Genomic DNA, 17698 nt, shown 5'->3' with positions numbered 1-17698 from the left:
CCTACTTCTGTCCGGGAAGTACGGGCAGCGGCGGCAGGCCGGGTGCCGGCGTCTTGCCCGGCGCAGCCGGCGCTTCGGGCCCCTCGGGCATGAGCTTCTGGTCACCCGGATGCATGATGGTTCCGGTTGAACTGGCGTTCTTGGGGCCGATATCTGTTACCTGCCAGGCATCGCCGTCCTTCTTCACGGTGATCTGCAGAACCAGGGTCGTCGCCCGCGGCTCGGGGTTCTGTACATTGCGGGTGGTCTGCCGAGTAGTGACGATCACCTGGTAGATGCCGTTCTGCTGGGCGACCGCGTCCGAGGCAATGATCTCTCCCTTGGAGGTCACCTGCGCCTGCAGCATGATGGCTTTGAGTAGCTTCTCGGCGTCGTTGTACTTGTTCTTGAGGGGTTCTGCCGCATTCTCTTTGACGGCCTTGAAGAATCCGTCTGGGTCTTCATAGCTATAGGTGAGCGACTTCATGGCGTAGGCCGATGCCGCGTCGGTGGCCGCGGTGCGTTCGGCGTCAGCCGAGCGGACGGTGGCCAGGGTGTCGGACAACTTCTGGTACTGCCAAACGCCCAAGAGCGCGCCGATGATTCCCAATGCGAGGAGACCGATCGCGATCCATTTCCAGATGCCGGGGCCGCTGTCGTCGTCGCCTTCACCGATGACCGGATCAGCGGTCCGCTCCACAGCTTTGACGGTCTTCGCCGTTTTCTTCTTCGCGGCCTTGCCGGTGGTCTGCGTCTCGGCCGATCCCGGGTTCGGCTCCTCGGCCATTTCCGCGAGTTCTTCGGGATCTGCGTCATCCAGGGTGAGCGCGCGCTCGACGATGTCGGTCATGATCCGGACCTTCCTGCTGTTGCCGTTTGTGGTGCTGGTGTCGGTTGCGGGGCTGATGGTTTGGCCGTCGGTTGCGCCGGCTGGGTGCCTGGTGCGGTCTGGTGTGGGTCGGGCTGAGGCCACTCGGGCACACCCAGGTGGATGCGCAGGCCGCCCTGGTTGTTGAAAGTCGAATCCCAGAAATCAAGCCAGTGCCCAGCATCCAACTTGACGTCACGGAGCGGCGCGACGATGGGTTCGAGAACCGTCGTGAATTCCGAGAGTGGTTCGGACAGGGCATTGATGTAGTCGAACAGTTTGTCCACCAGATCGGTCAGTGGTTTGCCGTCGCCCATGCCGGCTTCGACGATGGGCTCAAGCTTCTCAATCACCTTGACCAGATCCCCCAAGCCAGCGAGGCTCCGTGGGACAGTCTTGGCGGACTGCTTCAAGATATCGCCCGCCCGAATCTCGCCGAGGCCATTGGTTATGGTGGACGTATTGCCAATCAGCTCGGCCAGATAGTGCTTATCGTCGTTGACCATCTGGGCGAACAGCCTTGCGGTGGTGGCCAGTTCGTCAATGGTCTTGGTGTTGTCCACGAATCCGGCCGCTACGTTGTTCAGTGTGGTTTCCAGGGCGTCGGCGTCCATGGCCTGCATGAGCGCATTGCCCTTTTGCAGCAGATCGCTGACGGTGTAGACCGGGGCGGCCTTCGACGCCGGAATGACGGCTCCGTCGCTGTAGTACGGAGGTTCGATCCGAACCGGTTTGAACTCCACGTACTGTTCACCGGCGGCCGAGAGATTCTGAACGCTCACTTGGCTGTCCACCGGGATGGGATACCCGCTGTCGAGTGCCATCGAGACGGCCAGACCCGTAGCAGTGGCCTGGATATCGGTGACCCGCCCCACCTTGATGCCGCGCAGGGTGACCTGGGAGGTGGACATCAAGCCGCCCGAGCTGTTCAACATGAGCGTCATGTGATTGGTCTTGCTGGTGGACGCGATATCAAGCACACCGAAGGCCATGTAGACCGCGCCGACGAGCGAGATGATCGAGAGCACTGCGAGAGTGAGCAGGACTTTGAGCCTCATCGCACCAGCCCCATCGTCTGCATGTTCCGGATGACCGAATCGGCGCGCTCGCCGGGACTGACACCCAGGGTGCCATCGGGATTTTGAATATCGGTCACGGTGTACTTGGGGCCGCCGTCTTTGAAGAAGGGGATGATCCGATCACGGATTGTCCGGACCATCTTGTCGCCCAGCACCGGAATGGTGGTATCCGCGGTCGAGGCGCTGTGGACGAACGGGGTGAGATAGGACAGGATCTGCATCAGGTTGGGGTAATCCAAGATCTGTCCGATCTGCCGTCCGAACTCGGAGGCGTTGATGATCAGATCACTAAGACTCAGTACAACTTTGGCCAGTGACGGCAGCTTGGTGGGACCCTCGGAGAGCAGCCGCAGGTACGTCCCCTTGTTGGCCCGGAAGCTCTCGCTCACGGTCTGCATGTTGGTCAGGATCTTGTTGAGGGTGTCCTGATTGCTGGACAGGTCGTGGATGACGCCGGCCAGCGCTCGATGGATGCGGTCGAGTTCCTCCGGGGGTGGAAAAGCGCTGTTCATGTTCGCGACCGTGGTCTGCATGGTGTTAAGGCTGCCGCCGCCAATAAGATTCGACATGGACCGCATGAGGTCTTCCACGTTCGCCGCCGGGACGGTATTGGCCAGGGTTATGGTGTCGCCGTCCTTGAGATGCGTGGTCGCCGGATCCTTGGGGGAGATCATCGCGATATAGATATCCCCGAGCACGGTGGCCTGCCGGAGCTCGGCCCTGACATTTTCCGGGAACTTGGCGTCTCCGTCTATTTCGACGTACGCCACGGGCGTGGTGCCCTTGAGCTCCACCCGGTCCAGCAAGCCCACTTGCACGCCGCCCGAGTCGACCTTCGCCCGACCCGGCAGATTCAGCACGCTGGAGAATTCGATCTTGAGGCGATATGTGTTCTTGGGCAGGTAGGCCCCGGGCATCGGCATCTTGGTGGGATCCAGCGCCTCCGATGAACATGCCGGTACTACCGCGAATGCCGCCGCGAACAGGATTATCAGGATGCTGCGAATCATGACAGCGCCGCCCCCATGATCAGGTTGGTCAGGCCGAGCGTCACCGGGTCCGAGCCGGTTCCGGGCGCGCAGGCCGCCTGCGAGCCGGGGGTGTTTCGATCACGCAGATTCTGGCAGATGGCACTGGCCTGCTCGGGCGAAATGGCAACGCGCGGAGGGATGTAGGTCACGCCATGGGTCTTGGTGTTCGGCAGATAGATGTCGTCGGCCAGCCAATTGATCACCGGCGGTAACGTGTTGAAAAACGTGAGGATATGCGGGGTATACGCATTGAGGATGTCGCGTATCCAGGGCACCAGCTTGTCGAAGACGTTCTTGTACAGCCGGCCGGACGCGCGCTGCACCATGCCGTTCAGCGTCGGAAGAAGCGACACCAGGTTGTCCAGAGCCTGAGCGAAATTGTCAGATATGCCTGCGATCAGGCGCCCGACTTCGGGGAGCGATGTGACCACGCCGGCGAATTCATTCCAGTACTGCAGCCAGTTCGAGGTGACGATGGCGCTGTTCTCGAACAGCTGCCGATAGTCGGCGTTTGCCTTGTACGGATCTCCCACCATCTTGGTGAGACTGTTGAGCATCTCCTTGAATCCGGGGCCGACACCATCGAGTGATCTGGCCGCGCCCTTGAGGGTCTTGTTGAGTGCCCGCACGCCCGGCGAGTCCCCGGGATCTTGTCCGGGCGTTGCCTGCATCAGGGTGTCAGCGAGTTCGCCTATCGCCGAGAACGACTCGGTGACGGTTACCGGGGTTCTGGTGTTCTCGGTCGAGATGCACTGGGCTCCCGCAAATTTTGGCCCTTCACTCCATGGCCGGGTGAGTTCGATGCTCCGATTGGTGATCACCGATTGTGAGTAGCTCGCCGCACCTACGTCGGCAGGCAGCTCCATATCGCTCGGAATCTCAAAGTCGACCTCGACATGATCGGGCTTGTTGGTAACCGCCGTCACCGTTCCGACCTCGACACCGAGCAGCAGAACCTTGTTGCCCTTGTACAGCCCGGATCCGTCACGGAAGTTCGCGCAGAGCGAGCGGGTGTGGTCCAGCAACGGGATATGGGCATTTCCCAGGTACGGCATCACCATGTTCTTGACGGCGGGAAAGATGGTGCGCGCACCGAAGATACCGGCGATGGCCATCACCGCGACAAGCACCAGCGCGGCCGCGCTCACCACTGCCGCGCGTGCGGCAGGACGCATGTTCGCGAGGCGGGTCAGGATGTTCTGGACAAATACTGGCTGTGTCATCAAGGGCCTCAACAGAACCTGAAGAAGTGCGGTAGGCAAACATCTTGTCCGGGTATCACTCGGTCGTTCTCATTGATGGTGATGCCGTTGCCGCTGAGCATGGGCAGGACGATCCCGACGAGCTGGCCCCACTGTTCGGCGGCCTTACCCAGTTTCTCGGGGTATTTGGTGAGTGTGTCGACGATGTCGTCGAGTCCGTTGAGCATGGGCTCGTAGTCGCGCGCGTAGGCCTTGAAAAATCGGTCGAATATCCGGGCCAGGTCTCGCAGCAGCACGAAGACCTCGATGAGGTCCGTGGTGGACTTGCTGTATTTGGCACCGAGTTTGGACATCATGGTGACGATGCTGGCGAGCTGCTCCTTGCCGGTCTTGAAGGCCCGCAGGTATTCGTTCGCGTAGTTCAGGGTGGCGTGAAAGTCCTCGGTGGTGGGCTCGAGTGCTTTGATGAGGGACTGCGACGACTGAAAGAAGTCTCGTAGACCGTTGGGGTACTTATCGACCGCATTGGCGACTTCCATCAGGCTGTCGTGGATTACCTTGGCGTCCACCTTCTTGACCACCGGGGTGAACTTCTGGAACAGCTCGTTGATTTCGAAAGGGATGCTGGTGCGCTCGGGCGGAATCGGGGTCTTGCCGAGTGGCGTTGACCCTTCGGGATACAGCGCCAGATAGTGTCCGCCAAGCGGGGTCAGCATGCGGATGTCGGCACGTGATTCGGACCCGACGGGCACCGCATGGTCCACCGTGAAAGTGGCCTCCACCAAGGATTTATCGATACGCACGGTCGACACCTTGCCCACCGAAATGCCGGCGATCCGCACGTCATCGCCCGCGCGCAGCCCGCCAGAGGCCCGCAGATGTAGCGCGTAGGTCTTCATACCGCTGGTGTTCACGAAGGCCACTCCGGTGGCCGCCAGCACGGCGGCGATGACGAGAACACCGATGAGGCCGTTGCGGCGATTGCGTTTGGCGGCTTCGTGTTCGTCCAGGATGGGGCGGTTTCGTGCGAACATGCTTTTGAGGGACTTCACTTGCACACCACCAGATCCTGATTGGCGAAGGAGACCTCGCCGATGCCCGGCATCTTGACCACGCCGTTCTTGCACTCGTAGGCGGTGGGCGGTGCGGTTTTCTCCTCGATGAGCGCATCGCGCATGCCCTGCACAAGGTCGGGGATCAGCGATAGCCCGGCCATGATGGTCGGGGTTCCCGGGGTGGTGCGGCTTGCTACGTCGTACAGCGGCAGCTGTGCGCCGTCGACCGAGTTCTCGATGTATCGCAGCAAGCTCACCGATCTGCGCAGTACCGGCAGCGCATCCGCCCCCGCCCTGTTGAACTCGTCGGCCTGTTTCTCGAACGGCTCCAACACGTCATTGAGGTCATTGATCAGATAGAACAGTTGATCCGAGGTGCCGCCCAAATCCTTGGAGATGTCACCCAGATTCGTGATGATCGTCTGCAGTGCGGCCTGGCGGTCCACCGAGAGCTTGAGCACGGCGTCGATATCGCGCAGGATCGGTCCGATTCCGCGCTCATCGCCCTGGATGAGCTGCAGGATGTTCTCGGTCAGCCTGTTGAACTGCGCGGGATCAAGAGTCTCGAAAATGGGGCGAAAGCCATTGAACAACTTGGCGATATCGAAAGATGGAATGGTCTGGCCGAGCGGTATGGTGGTGCCGGCCGCCAGAGGGGCGCTGGGTGTCGGCGCCTGTGCGATCTCGACGTAGCGCTGCCCGACCAGCGACTGGTATCGGATTGCCACGGTGGTGTTTTGGTACAGGGGATGGTCCGTCAGCACGTTGAAGGTGATACGCGCGTTCTTGCCGTCCAGATGAATCTTCTCGACCTTGCCCACCTGGACACCCGAGATGCGTACGTCGTTGCCGACGATCAGGCCCGACGCGTCGGTGAACAGTGCGTCGTAGTGCCGGACCGGCCCGTTGACCGGTGTGCGCAGGGCGTTCACGATGATCAGGGTCAACACCACCGCCACCGCGACGATTGCGGTGAGGCCTGCCATCAGAAACACGATCCGCTTCATCGTGGCGCTCCAGCGGTCGGTCCGGGGGCGGGGCCGGTGGGTGCGGTCGCCGCCACGGGAGCGGCTTGACCGTCGAGCGGTACTGGCAGTGCCGCACCGAGCCCCGGAGCGGTGTCCATGATCAGCTGGACGTTGAGGCGTACCTTGCCGTTGTCGACGGGGAAGGCGGCGGTGGTGCGGTCGAGCAAACCGTTGAGCCGGTCGTACGCGGGCGCGAGGCTGCCCAAGAAGTAGGTGAAAGGAACGGCGAGATCCATGATCGACCGGATCAATGGAACCAGCCAGTCGTTGTTGGCACGCAGCCCGTCTCCGGCCGATTTCAGTAGATCCGATAGCGAACCCAGCGCGGCGGCAGCTCTTTCCGTGTTGCCCGGACCCACCATGAAGTCGAGGCTGTCCAGCAGTTTGTTGGTGGATCCGATGACGGGGACGAAGTCGTTGGCGCCCTCGATCAACGAAGCCATCACATCCAGCGTCTTTGAGAACGGCACCTTCTGCGTGTCGGCGATCATCGCGAACAAGTCCCAGAAGGACTTCACGACGGGACCGGTCAGATCAGCATGCCGCTCGAACGTCGCGATGATCGCGTTGAATTGAGGAGTGTCCAGGATGGCGCCCAGCCGCTGACCCATCCGCAGGAATCCGGTGATGGACGCGGCCTGGACGTCGCTGCTGATCTCAAGTACGCCACCAGATTTCAGCTGCTCGCCGACGCCACTGCTGACCAGTTCGACTGCGGCGGTGCCGAAGATGTTCGACGAGGTGAACTGTGCCTTGGTGTCGGAGGTGAGCGCCTTGGCCTGTCGGCCGTCGAGGATCACCGTCATCCGCTGTTTGTTGTAACCCGTGGTCTGCAGGGACTTGACGTGCCCGATGTTGTAGCCCCGGTACTTGACCTCGCCGCCCGGGCCCATGCCCTCACCGATGGTGTTGGTGATCAGGGTGAGCTCGAACGGCTCGCCGTAGCTGCCGATACCCGACTGATAGAGCGAGTAGCCGCCGGCCGCGACCGCGAGCGCCAGCACAAGCCCCCGTACCTTGAGGGCGGTCGGGCCCGCGGAGCGCCCACTGGGATCTTTGTAGATGGCCACCTGTTACCCCGATATCTGAATTCCAGGATTGTTGCCCCAGAAGAGCAACGTGAGGAGCATGTCGAAGAGCACGACCGCCACCAGCGAGGCCCTGATCGCGCGGCCGGAAGCCATACCCACGCCCTCGGGGCCGCCACCCGCGTAATAGCCCTGGTAGCACTGGATGGCGATGATGATGACAACGAATACGACGGCTTTGATCACCGAATAGAGCACGTCCACCGGATGGACGAATGAGTCGAAGTAGTGTTTGTACACGCCCTGCGACTGGTTATGGACGAAGAACACCATGAAGGCGCAGGAGCCGTAGGCCAGCAGCAGAGTCAGTACGTACAGCGGAACGATGATGATGATTCCGGCGATCACGCGGGTGGTGACGACGAACGGGATGGAGCGGATGCCCTGGGCCTCGAGCGCGTCGATTTCCTCGGAGATGCGCATGGCGCCGATCTCCGCGGTCATCCGGCATCCGGCCTGGGCGGCGAATCCGATCGCGGCGATCATCGGTGCCATCTCCCGGGTATTCACATAGGCCGAGATGAAGCCGGTGAGTGAGCCCATGCCCACCATGTCGAGGGTCGAGAAGCCCACGATGCCAACAGAAGCGCCGACCGCGATGCCCATGAAGACCAATACGCCGATGACTCCGCCGCCCACGATGATCGAGCCGTTGCCCCACGTCATGTCGACAAGCAGAATCCCGGTCTGACGTCGGTAGCGCTTGAGGGTCTGGGGTATCGCGGCCAGCACCAGGCCGACGAAAGTGATTTGGTGCCCGAGATATTCGGCCGAACCGCCCGCGCCCTTGGTGAAGTTCCACACGGAACGCACTGCGGCGGGCAGCTCATCCGGGAAGTACCGGGATGGTCGGGAGGTGGCCATTGTCAGCCCACCTTCGACGGCATGAACATGGCGACAATCTGCGTGATCACGGTGTTGAGCACCATGACGGTGACCACGCCGATTACCACTGTGGCGTTGACCGCATCGGCGACGCCCCGCGCGCCGCCCTTGGCCTCCAGTCCACGCTGGCAGGCCACCAAGATGACCACCACACCGAAAAGCCAGGTCTTGAGGACAGCGACGGTGACATCACTGACATTGGCGAAGGCAGCGAACGAGGATAGATAGCTGCCCGGGGTGCCGCCCTGAAAGCCCACGTTGACCAGGTATCCCGCGAAGATCCCGACGAAGATGATGAAGATGCACAGCAGCGGTGACACGAAAAGAATCGCGGCCAGCCGAGGCGTCACGAGCCGCTGAACCGGGTTGACCCCCATCACGCGCATGGCGTCCACCTCTTCGCGGATGCTCCTGGCGCCGAGGTCGGTGGCGACCGCCGAACCCGCTGCACCACCGAGAAGGAGCGCGGCGACGATGGGGGCGCCCTGCTGAATGACCCCCAGGCCACCGGCCGCTCCGGAAATAGAGGATGCGCCCACCTGCGAGATGATGCTGCCCGCCTGCACGGCAACGATCACTCCGAATGGGATCGATACCAGGATGGCCGGGACAACGGTGACGGTCAGGATGAACCAGGACTGGATCACCGTGTCCTGCCATGGATGGCGGAGCCGGACGATGTCGCTGATGAGAAACGCGAAGGACTGCACCACCAGATCGACGTAGCGTCCGAGGGTTTTGAGCATCGAATCGGTTTGAGAGACCGCGTATGCGACCGGGCGTTTGATAAGCCGAGGCGCCCGATCGAGTAGCTGGGGGAGTGCTCCCGCTGCCGGATCGCTAGTGTGATCGTCCTCAGATTTGCTGCCGGATTCAACATCCGGTGTTTCGGTCCAATCGTCGGCGGCGGGCTCCAGACGTGCATCGGCCGCTACATGACTCATTGCTGAGCTCAACAGCGGCTCCTCTGGCTTCAAATATCCGGCTGAAGTGGCCTAACGGCCCTAGTGTTTCCATTTGCGTAACACTGGGTTACTAGTACCCTGCATCACATATGGTGGCTTAGTATGGTGTAGCTCATGGTCTGTGTCAAGCGTGGTGTTGCCACGCTTGGCGTTAGCAGCTGTGTGCCATGCGCACGCGGATGCGTCATGTCGCCCGGTCGGGGCGCCGTCGTCGCGAGGCCGCCGGAGGTCCCCCGACCCTGGCCCCAGCAATTCACTGACTTGGTAGTCAGATTATTGGCTAGGGCCGAGGCTAGCGGAGGTTGATGATCTTGGGACGCGAATTGTCAAGAATTTGCGACAGGTGTGGAACCGGTCGTCGCGGTCCGCACCAACTGGATGAACGAGCCGATGTAGGCCTCGCGTGCGTCCCCTTCTAGTTCGCCCCTGATGGCTTTGAGGGTGGCCGCCATGGACAACCCCGTGATCGCATGGGCCAGGAACGGGATGTCCACCGCCGCGGTGATGGCGCCGTCCATGACGGCCTGTTCGATGATGGTGACGTTGATGGCCTCGATGAGGTCGAGGATGCCGAACATCCGTTTGGTCATCGCGGTGTCGAGCAGGCCTTCACGCAGGATGACCTGCATGATTTCCGGACTGTTGTCCAACATGTCGAAAAGGCGGGTGAATACCGTGCGCAGGTGCAGCTCGAAATCGCTGGCGTTCCCGAGCAGGTCGCTGGTGTCATTCACGGCGGCGACCGTTCGCTGGAAGTAGCTGTCGATCACCGCGTCCAGGACGTCGCGTTTGGTGTCGAAGTACAGGTAGAACGTCCCACGGCCCACTCCGGCGCGCTGTGTGATGTCGGTGATGCTGGCCTTGTGGTAGCCCTTCTCGGCGAACTCCAGCGCGGCCGCCTCCGTCAGCGCTCGCTGACGTTCGCGTGCACGCGCCGGGTTGGGCGGACGCCCCGGCCCTCGCCGGCCACTGCTGGTACTGGCCACGCGATCACATTAACCACTGCTGGCAAATATGTTGGAAAATACACGAAGTTGTCACGACACCGTTCGGGCGCCGTCACAAGCTGGCTCATTAGCTGAACGGTAGGTCGAGTAAATACTGTGAGGTCGGATAGGTGTGGCGCATACCTGTCTCTAGGGGGACAACCTCATGCCCGCTGGCGTGGTTTGTTTGCTGGAAGTACGGTACGGTTTGCCCGTACTCGCAGTGCCTTGAGATTCCCGAGACCTGTACCTGGCGATATGCGCGTCGGGGAGGCCGATGGTCGGTCTACGATGTGGGCGTGTCAACGCAGGTGTACCCGGAGCGCGGCCTTCCTGAGCTGACCGGTGACGCCCGCGTCGACCGGTGGCGTGAGCATCGCGCGAAGGTCCGCGCGGAACTGGTCGAAGCCACACTGAATGCGATCGATGAACTCGGTCCCGATCTGTCTATCGACGATGTGCTCAAGTCCGCGGGTATCTCGCGGCCCAAGCTGTATCGCTTCTTCACCGACAAGGAAGCCCTCTTCGCCGCGGTGGCGATGCGCGTGCAGGAGCTGGTCGTTGAGCGGGTGGTGTCGAACATCGACCTGTCCGTTTCCTTGCTGGAGCTCTTCCGTACAGGTATGGCCGGATACGTCGACCTTGTCGATGAGCGTCCCAACCTGGTGCGCTTTCTGCTGGGCGTGCAGTATGCGAACGCGACATCGCTCATCGAGAGCGGGCGTCCGTTGTCGGATGCCATTGCACAGTTGGTGGGATCGGTCTTCAGTTCTCGCGGTGGTAATGCGGACCATATTGAGTACGTGATCGACGCGATGCTGGCCTCCACCGGTATCGCGGTGCTGCGCTGGTTCGATGAGCCGGTGATCAGTAAGGAGACCCTCGTTGACGAGCTGGTGGTCTACGTGTGGGGCGGCTTGGCGGCATCTGCCAAAGCCCGCGGTGTCGAGCTGAACCCGGACGATCCGATCCTGCTACCCACCGACTGATCTCCCACCTCTTGGGTGTGCGTCTTCTTCTTGTGACACCGACTGGCTGCTCGCCGGCCGGGTGCTTTCTTGGGCTGATTTGACCTAAAGCTGTGTATTGCGTCCCGCGTTGCCCCGGTCTTATGGTGTACTCCAGGTAGTACTTCAAGTACTAGTAACTTTCCGTCACAAGGGAGTGATGAAATGGCGAGCCCGGCTGCGGCGTATCCGAAGACCCGGCGGATCCGATTCCGCTTTGGCGACGACGGCAACGCCCATAAGTACTTCGTGGAAAACGACATCGTCTACAGCCATTTCGTGGCCGGACTGTCCGGGGTTTCCCGCCCGGTGAAGAGGGCTTCATTCGTTCGGTGCGCAAGTTCTCCGACCAGATCACCGATCCAGTGCTCAAGAAGCGTGTCGCAGGCTTCATCGGACAAGAGTCGGTGCACGGACAAGAGCACCGGCGGGTCAACGAGAAGCTGATCGAGATGGGTTACCCCATCGCGTGGTTGGATTCGAAGAAGCAAGTCGACCGGTTGATCCGGTTTGAGAACATGCTGCCCCCGCGGGCTCACCTGGCCTTCACCGCGATGGCCGAACACATGACGGCGATCCTCGCCGAGCGGACGCTCGGTAGTGACGAAGTGCAGGCCATTCCCGGGGATCCCGAGGTATGGCATCTGCTCAACTGGCACGCCCTGGAGGAGCTGGAACACAAGTCGGTGGCCTTTGACGTCTACCGTGCCGTTGGGGGCACCGAGACGATGCGGATAGGCTTGATGCTTGCGGCGATGACCATCGTGCCGCCGCTGACCTTGGGCATCCTCGCCGGCTCGCTGCTTGCTGATCCCGTCGCACGCCGCCAGCCGCTGCGGCTGTTGCGAGAAGCGAGGGGACTCTTCGGTGGCCCCCTGTTCAAGGGAATCGTGGGTGATGTCCGCAAGTACCTGCGGCCCGGTTTCCATCCCGACGACATCAACACCGATGAGCTGCTGGAACGTTGGCAGCAGGAACTGTTCGGCAGCAAGGGAATTCTCGTAGACCACCTCAAATAGACCGCGAAACGTCAAAGGAGACGCGAACCGTGAGCCCTGCCGCACGGCATGCAACGACGGCTGAGCTGGAACAACCTGATCACGAGGTGGCGGTGATCGGGGCTGGATTCGGCGGCATTGGAACTGGTATCTCTCTGCAGCGCAAAGGGATCCACGACTTCATCATTCTCGACAAATGGGATCAGGTGGGTGGCACTTGGCATGCGAACACCTATCCTGGAGTGGCGGTAGATATCCCTTCGGTGGTGTACAGCTTCTCCTACGAGCAGCGCGGCGATTGGTCGCGTCTGTTCGCGCCGGGGATCGAGTTGCAACAATATGCCGAATCGATGGTGCACAAGTACGGCCTGCGTGACAAATTGCGGTTGGGTACGAGCATCACTCGTGCGGAGTTCGATGAGCGAAACAGCTTGTGGCGATTGGCGACTGATGGCGGCAAGGAGATCACCGCCAGATATTGCGTGATGGCGGTCGGCGGACTGGAGCGCCCGAAGATGCCCGACATCCCGGGTGTGCACGACTTCGGTGGGACGCTCATGCATACCGCGCTGTGGGATCACGATGTGGCGCTCGCGGGTAAACGCGTTGCCGTGATCGGAACGGGGGCGACCTCGCTGCAGCTGGTTCCAGCCATCGTCGACGAGACAAGTCATCTCACCGTCTTCCAGCGTACGCCGATCTGGGTCGGTCCGAAGTTCGACCTGGAAATTGGCCCGCTGGGTCGGATAATCCTGGGGAACAGCAGGATTCGCTCTGCTATCCGGGCGATTGCGACCGTCGGCATCGAGATGGCGATGAGCGGTCAGGTGGCCGGACCGGCCTGGCTGATCAACGCGGTCAGGCGCGCGGGTGAGGCACCGATGCGCCGCTGGATGCGGAGCCAAGTCGACGACCCGGTGATTCGCGAGAAGCTGATTCCTCGGTACGGGCTGGGCTGTAAGCGGCCGTCGATGTCGAATGAGTACCTCAAGACCTTCAACCGCGATGACGTCAGTTTGATCACCGAGTCGATCGAATGCGTCACGCCCGACGGAGTGCGCACGGTTGATGGTGTCGAGCACGTGGTCGATGTGCTCATCTGCGCGACGGGGTTCAGACTGTGGGACAAGGGTTCGGTACCGCCGTTCCCTGTGCACGGCCGTGGTGGACAAGACCTGGGCGAATTCTGGGACAGGCACCGTTTCCAGTCCTACCAAGGAGTTTCGGTACCCGGATATCCCAACATGTTCTCCATCACCGGCCCATACGGATTTGTATTGGGGTCCTATCTCTGGATGATTGAGGCTACTTCGGCGCACCTCGCCCGTGCCATAGCCGAGACCAAGCGGCGTGGGGCCACTGTGTGTGAGATACGCCAGGAAGCCCACGATGAGTACTTTAGAAAGTGTTTGAAGCGGCAGGAGAAGAATTTCCTGTTCACCGACGTGTGCGCCGGCTCCAACACGTACTACCTGGACCAGAACGGTGATTCACCGTTCCGGCCGACGACGCACGGTGAAATGTATTGGCAGAACCGCCACTACAACCTTGATGTGTATCGCTACTCGACCGCCTCGGTGGTGCCAGAGACCGTGGCATCGACCGCCGGGGAGAGTGTGTGAGAGTCAATCCGTCGGAGCCTCGCCTGGTGGTGGTGACCGGTGCCGGCAGCGGTATCGGTAGGGCCACGGCCATAAGGTTCGCCAAACGCGGTGCCCACGTGGTAGTTACCGACCTCGATCTGGATACCGCCAATGAAACGGTGGACCTGATTCTGGCCATGGGACGCAATGCGTCCGCGGTACAACTCGATGTCACCGACCCTGCGCATTGGGCGGACGTCGCCCGCTACGTCTCCATCGAGTACGGCGTCCCGGATGTGCTGGTGAACAATGCCGGAATCGCGCTGGGTGGACCATTCCTGAAACTCACGCCGGCCGACTGGGATCGCTTGCTCTCGGTGAACCTCATGGGGGTGGTGCATGGGTGCCGGGTGTTCGGTGAGCAGATGGTCGAACGCGGTAGTGGGCATATCGTCAATATCGCTTCGGCTGCCGCGTTTACGCCGACGGCGGTGATGGCGCCGTATTCGGTGTCGAAGGCCGGGGTGAAGATGCTCACCGAATGTTTGAGGCTCGAGCTGGGGCCCAAAGGTGTTGGGGTCAGTGCCATTTGCCCCGGGTTTATCAACACCAACATCGGCGTACACGGCACCATGGTGGGAGTCGATCCGGAAATCGCCGACGCGAGTCAACGGCGCATCCAACGGATTCGTGAATTCACCGAGAAGCTGCCCTGGACACCGATGAGTCCCGAGCTGGTGGCCAGGGCCGTCACGCGCGCCATCCGCCTGGACCTGGTGGTGGTTCCGGTGAAGCTTGAATCGTGGTTCGGATACTTCGTCTCCCGGGCATTGCCTGCGGTGAACAGACGACTGATGGCGCCGTTCGGCGTGGACAGATTCGAGCGACTCGGTGCGCGTGCACTGGTCAAACAGCAGGAGCATTATGTTCCGGCGCTCGTCGAGAGCGTGGGGTAGGCGATCATGGTGAAACTCAATCAGCTCCAACCCCAACTTGTCGTGGTGACTGGGGCGGGCAGCGGTATCGGTAGGGCCACGGCCATAAGGTTCGCCAAACGCGGTGCCCACGTGGTGGTCTCCGATATGGATCTCGACTCTGCGCATGCCACGACGGCGATGATCCAGGCCGACGGCAACACCGCCTCGGCAGTGCAGTTGGATGTCACGGACCCGGATCAGTGGGAGACCTTCGCCCGGGATGTGCTCGCCGATCACGGTGTGGCCGATGTGCTGGTGAACAACGCCGGAATCGCGCTGGGTGGACCATTCCTGAAACTCACGCCGGCCGACTGGGATCGCTTGCTCTCGGTGAACCTCATGGGGGTGGTGCATGGGTGCCGGGTGTTCGGTGAGCAGATGGTCGAACGCGGTAGTGGGCATATCGTCAATATCGCTTCGGCTGCCGCGTTTACGCCGACGGCGGTGATGGCGCCGTATTCGGTGTCGAAGGCCGGGGTGAAGATGCTCACCGAATGTTTGAGGCTCGAGCTGGGGCCCAAAGGTGTTGGGGTCAGTGCCATTTGCCCCGGGTTTATCAACACCAACATCGGGCTCAACGGGATAACCGTTGGGGTCGATCAAGAAATGGTCCAGCGTGGCAAGGAAATCATGCGCCGGGCACAGGAGTTCGCCGCCCACTTGCCGTTCTCTCCGATGAGCCCGGACTTGGTGGCGCGTGCTGTTACCCGTGCGGTGCGGTACGACCTCGCCGTGGTTCCGGTGCGTACCGAGGCGTGGCTGGGATATGTCCTCGGCCGGGTCGCACCAGGAATCAACCGTCGGACGACACAGGCGTTCTCGATCGAACGTGCCGAGCGCTGGGGTGCCTGGGCACTCGGCAAGCTCGACGATCTGAACCTGCTCTCGCGCCAAGGCGGTGTCGAGGAGGATCGAAAGCCCACGGCGGCGAGGAGGTAACCAGATGAATGACACCGCAGCCATCGGCGAGGTGGCACTGCACGCCCGCAATGTCAGATTCGACTTCTCGGATTCTCCACTGCAATGGATCCCTGGCGAGCCGGTAGCCTCCCACGCGTTATCGGCGCTCAACTTCATGCTGCCGGCCGGCGAGCTGTTCTTCGTCGAAGTATTCGGCCGGGCGCTACCGCACATCAGAGACGACAAGCTGCGTGAAGAGGTCATCGGCTTCATCGGTCAGGAACAGCTACATTCCGATACGCACGACAAGGCACTGCTGGAGTACTTCAGCCAGCACGGTATCGACGCGCAACCGCTACACGAGCTGACCGAGCGCGTGCTCGCCACATTCAGACAGCAGATGGATCGTCTCCCGCCGAAGCTGCGGTATCGCGTAATGGTCGAGGGCATCGCGATCATTGCGGGCATCGAGCATCTCACCGCCACCGCCGGCGATTGGTTGCTCAACTTCGAATTCGAGAATTACGGTGCCGACCCGGTGATCACCGACATGTTCCGCTGGCACGGGGCGGAGGAAGTCGAACACCGCAGCGTCGCCTGGGATCTTGCACGGCACGTCGGAGTCGGACGCCCGCGGATGATGGCGTACTTCATCGGTTCCTGCGCCACCATCCCGGTGGGGCTCATCTTGCTCAGCTGGCTGCTCGCGCGGGCCGACCCCGGGGTGCCGAAGATGAGTTTGGTCCGATGGCTGCGCGAGACAAACCGAGCGATGAAGCGTGGCGCCACCTTGAAGTGGAGCGTGCTGGGAGAGGGCTTCAGGAGTTTTCTGCGGCCCGGATTCACTCCGGAATCGATCGGCGATACCGCGCAGGCGGTTGCGTACTTGGCAAAATCTCCTGCGGCCAAGGCTGCGGCCGCGGCATGACACACGCACTCCCGATGGCGACCCAGACAGGTCGTCATCCCCTCGCCTGGGGCATGAGGGTTCTCGACGTCGTGGGACCGACCGCTGTCGCGGCTCTCGGGAAGACACTGCCCGCGGTGCTGCGACTGAGTCCGCTACTGGGCCCCGTCCGGCCACCCAAATGGGTGGACCGGTCGCTCCACCTGACGGTGCGGGAACGGTCGGTGGTGGCCGCCGACCAGGATGTCGTCGCCCTTTCCCTCGGCGCGCACGACGGTGGGGAGTTACCACGATGGCGGCCGGGCGCGCACCTGGATGTGACGCTGCCGTCGGGTGCCGTCCGGCAGTACTCGCTCTGTGGCGATCCGCGCGATCGGTTTAGCTACCGAATTGCGGTGCGGCGCATACCGAACGGTAATGGGGGATCGATTGAGCTGCACGACGGGGTGAGCGTCGGTGATGTGCTCGGCGTCAAGGGTCCGCGCAATGCCTTCCCGCTGGCCACCACCGGCCATCTGAATACCGGTACGCGCCGGTTCCATTTCGTGGCAGGCGGTATCGGTATCACCCCGATTCTGCCGATGTTGGCGGTGGCGACGGAGTTGGGACTGCCGTGGACGATGACGTACACCGGCCGCAGTAGGGAGTCCATTCCGTTCCGCGATGAGCTGGCCCGTTATGGAGACCGGATCACCATCCGTACGGACGATGAGGACGGGTTGCCCACGCCGGCGGATCTGCTGCCGCCATTACATCCCGATCTTGCGGTGTACTGCTGTGGCCCTGCACCCATGCTGAACGTCGTTCGTGATGCCGTGGCCGAATGTGATGGAGCCGAGCTGCATTTCGAACGATTTTCGGCTCCTCCTATCGAACATGGTGTGCCGTTCCAGGTCCAGCTGGGTATTGGGGGCCCCGTGTTGGAAGTCGGCGCCGATCAGAGCGCCCTGGCAGCGGTCCTCACCAGCAGGCCCGGCACACCGCACTCGTGTAGGCAGGGCTTCTGCGGCACGTGCAAGGTCAAGGTGCTCGCGGGCCGTCCCGATCACCGCGACAGCCTTTTGACGGAAACTCAGCGCGCCGAAGGCCAGATGCTCCTGTGTGTGTCACGGGCTGACGGCGAGCGCTTGGTATTGGACATCTGAGAAACGGAGATACGG

General features: G+C 61.8%; 16 protein-coding genes and 1 pseudogene. 7 read left to right on the top strand and 10 right to left on the bottom strand.

The annotated features are described in order from the left end of the window. Nucleotide 1 precedes the first annotated feature (1 nt). The 10 genes from MAB_RS20470 to MAB_RS20425 form a co-directional block, all read right to left on the bottom strand. Entirely contained in the window at nt 2–829 is an 828-nt protein-coding gene (locus tag MAB_RS20470) for a hypothetical protein (RefSeq protein ID WP_005094761.1), read from the bottom strand. After that, nucleotides 826–1905, bottom strand: coding sequence for an MlaD family protein (locus MAB_RS20465; RefSeq protein ID WP_005094759.1), 1080 nt, complete (start codon nt 1903–1905; stop codon nt 826–828). The genes MAB_RS20470 and MAB_RS20465 overlap by 4 nt, the downstream gene beginning before the upstream one ends. After that, on the bottom strand, nt 1902–2936 hold the full coding sequence (locus MAB_RS20460) for an MlaD family protein (RefSeq protein ID WP_005071126.1): 1035 nt from the start codon (nt 2934–2936) through the stop codon (nt 1902–1904). The genes MAB_RS20465 and MAB_RS20460 overlap by 4 nt, the downstream gene beginning before the upstream one ends. Further along, on the bottom strand, nt 2933–4180 hold the full coding sequence (locus MAB_RS20455) for an MlaD family protein (protein WP_005077894.1): 1248 nt from the start codon (nt 4178–4180) through the stop codon (nt 2933–2935). Before MAB_RS20455 ends, MAB_RS20460 begins: the two co-directional genes overlap by 4 nt. A gap of 8 nt (nt 4181–4188) precedes the next feature. Then, a complete protein-coding gene (locus MAB_RS20450) occupies nt 4189–5193 on the bottom strand; it encodes an MlaD family protein (RefSeq protein ID WP_005077892.1) in 1005 nt (334 codons plus the stop codon). Between the two features lie 14 nt (nt 5194–5207). Continuing rightward, nucleotides 5208–6221, bottom strand: a complete 1014-nt coding sequence (locus tag MAB_RS20445) for an MlaD family protein (RefSeq protein ID WP_005085985.1) — start codon at nt 6219–6221, stop codon at nt 5208–5210. After that, nucleotides 6218–7312: an MlaD family protein gene (locus MAB_RS20440; protein WP_005085986.1), complete on the bottom strand. Its 1095-nt coding sequence runs from the start codon at nt 7310–7312 to the stop codon at nt 6218–6220. The genes MAB_RS20445 and MAB_RS20440 overlap by 4 nt, the downstream gene beginning before the upstream one ends. A gap of 3 nt (nt 7313–7315) precedes the next feature. Continuing rightward, complete coding sequence (locus tag MAB_RS20435; RefSeq protein ID WP_005085987.1) at nt 7316–8194, bottom strand: ABC transporter permease; 879 nt, start codon at nt 8192–8194, stop codon at nt 7316–7318. A gap of 2 nt (nt 8195–8196) precedes the next feature. Continuing rightward, entirely contained in the window at nt 8197–9159 is a 963-nt protein-coding gene (locus tag MAB_RS20430) for an MlaE family ABC transporter permease (RefSeq protein ID WP_005077888.1), read from the bottom strand. A gap of 347 nt (nt 9160–9506) precedes the next feature. Next, complete coding sequence (locus MAB_RS20425) at nt 9507–10166, bottom strand: TetR/AcrR family transcriptional regulator (RefSeq protein ID WP_005085988.1); 660 nt, start codon at nt 10164–10166, stop codon at nt 9507–9509. A gap of 293 nt (nt 10167–10459) precedes the next feature. Here MAB_RS20425 and MAB_RS20420 point away from each other — a divergent pair, with 293 nt between their 5' ends. The 7 genes and pseudogenes from MAB_RS20420 (at nt 10460) to MAB_RS20390 (ending at nt 17683) form a co-directional block, all read left to right on the top strand. Beyond that, nucleotides 10460–11155: a TetR/AcrR family transcriptional regulator gene (locus MAB_RS20420; RefSeq protein ID WP_005085989.1), complete on the top strand. Its 696-nt coding sequence runs from the start codon at nt 10460–10462 to the stop codon at nt 11153–11155. Nucleotides 11156–11338: 183 nt separating this feature from the next. Further along, nucleotides 11339–12192 (top strand): annotated as a pseudogene (locus MAB_RS20415) (metal-dependent hydrolase). Nucleotides 12193–12221: 29 nt separating this feature from the next. Further along, the gene (locus tag MAB_RS20410; protein ID WP_005085991.1) at nt 12222–13793 is read left to right on the top strand and encodes a flavin-containing monooxygenase; all 1572 of its coding nucleotides are present in this window, start codon (nt 12222–12224) and stop codon (nt 13791–13793) included. Beyond that, nucleotides 13790–14710, top strand: a complete 921-nt coding sequence (locus MAB_RS20405) for an SDR family NAD(P)-dependent oxidoreductase (RefSeq protein WP_012296717.1) — start codon at nt 13790–13792, stop codon at nt 14708–14710. Before MAB_RS20410 ends, MAB_RS20405 begins: the two co-directional genes overlap by 4 nt. Nucleotides 14711–14716: 6 nt before the next feature. Further along, nucleotides 14717–15670 (top strand): SDR family NAD(P)-dependent oxidoreductase, encoded by a 954-nt coding sequence (locus MAB_RS20400; RefSeq protein WP_012296716.1) that lies wholly within the window; start codon nt 14717–14719, stop codon nt 15668–15670. A gap of 4 nt (nt 15671–15674) precedes the next feature. Further along, nucleotides 15675–16559, top strand: coding sequence for a metal-dependent hydrolase (locus MAB_RS20395; protein ID WP_005077882.1), 885 nt, complete (start codon nt 15675–15677; stop codon nt 16557–16559). Between the two features lie 53 nt (nt 16560–16612). Next, complete coding sequence (locus MAB_RS20390; RefSeq protein WP_005114661.1) at nt 16613–17683, top strand: PDR/VanB family oxidoreductase; 1071 nt, start codon at nt 16613–16615, stop codon at nt 17681–17683. The last annotated feature ends 15 nt before the right edge of the window (nt 17684–17698 follow it).

It is taken from the genome of Mycobacteroides abscessus ATCC 19977, assembly GCF_000069185.1.
GTDB classification, from domain to species: domain Bacteria; phylum Actinomycetota; class Actinomycetes; order Mycobacteriales; family Mycobacteriaceae; genus Mycobacterium; species Mycobacterium abscessus.
This window is presented reverse-complemented; position numbering and strand designations above follow the sequence as displayed.

What these genes read in the sequence shown, in the direction of transcription:
- MAB_RS20470 (WP_005094761.1), bottom strand. Translation starts at nt 829, where the DNA reads ATGACCGACATCGTCGAGCGCGCGCTCACCCTGGATGACGCAGATCCC.
- MAB_RS20465 (WP_005094759.1), bottom strand. Translation starts at nt 1,905, where the DNA reads ATGAGGCTCAAAGTCCTGCTCACTCTCGCAGTGCTCTCGATCATCTCG.
- MAB_RS20460 (WP_005071126.1), bottom strand. Translation starts at nt 2,936, where the DNA reads ATGATTCGCAGCATCCTGATAATCCTGTTCGCGGCGGCATTCGCGGTA.
- MAB_RS20455 (WP_005077894.1), bottom strand. Translation starts at nt 4,180, where the DNA reads ATGACACAGCCAGTATTTGTCCAGAACATCCTGACCCGCCTCGCGAAC.
- MAB_RS20450 (WP_005077892.1), bottom strand. Translation starts at nt 5,193, where the DNA reads ATGTTCGCACGAAACCGCCCCATCCTGGACGAACACGAAGCCGCCAAA.
- MAB_RS20445 (WP_005085985.1), bottom strand. Translation starts at nt 6,221, where the DNA reads ATGAAGCGGATCGTGTTTCTGATGGCAGGCCTCACCGCAATCGTCGCG.
- MAB_RS20435 (WP_005085987.1), bottom strand. Translation starts at nt 8,194, where the DNA reads ATGGCCACCTCCCGACCATCCCGGTACTTCCCGGATGAGCTGCCCGCC.
- MAB_RS20430 (WP_005077888.1), bottom strand. Translation starts at nt 9,159, where the DNA reads ATGAGTCATGTAGCGGCCGATGCACGTCTGGAGCCCGCCGCCGACGAT.
- MAB_RS20400 (WP_012296716.1), top strand. Translation starts at nt 14,717, where the DNA reads ATGGTGAAACTCAATCAGCTCCAACCCCAACTTGTCGTGGTGACTGGG.
- MAB_RS20395 (WP_005077882.1), top strand. Translation starts at nt 15,675, where the DNA reads ATGAATGACACCGCAGCCATCGGCGAGGTGGCACTGCACGCCCGCAAT.
- MAB_RS20390 (WP_005114661.1), top strand. Translation starts at nt 16,613, where the DNA reads ATGAGGGTTCTCGACGTCGTGGGACCGACCGCTGTCGCGGCTCTCGGG.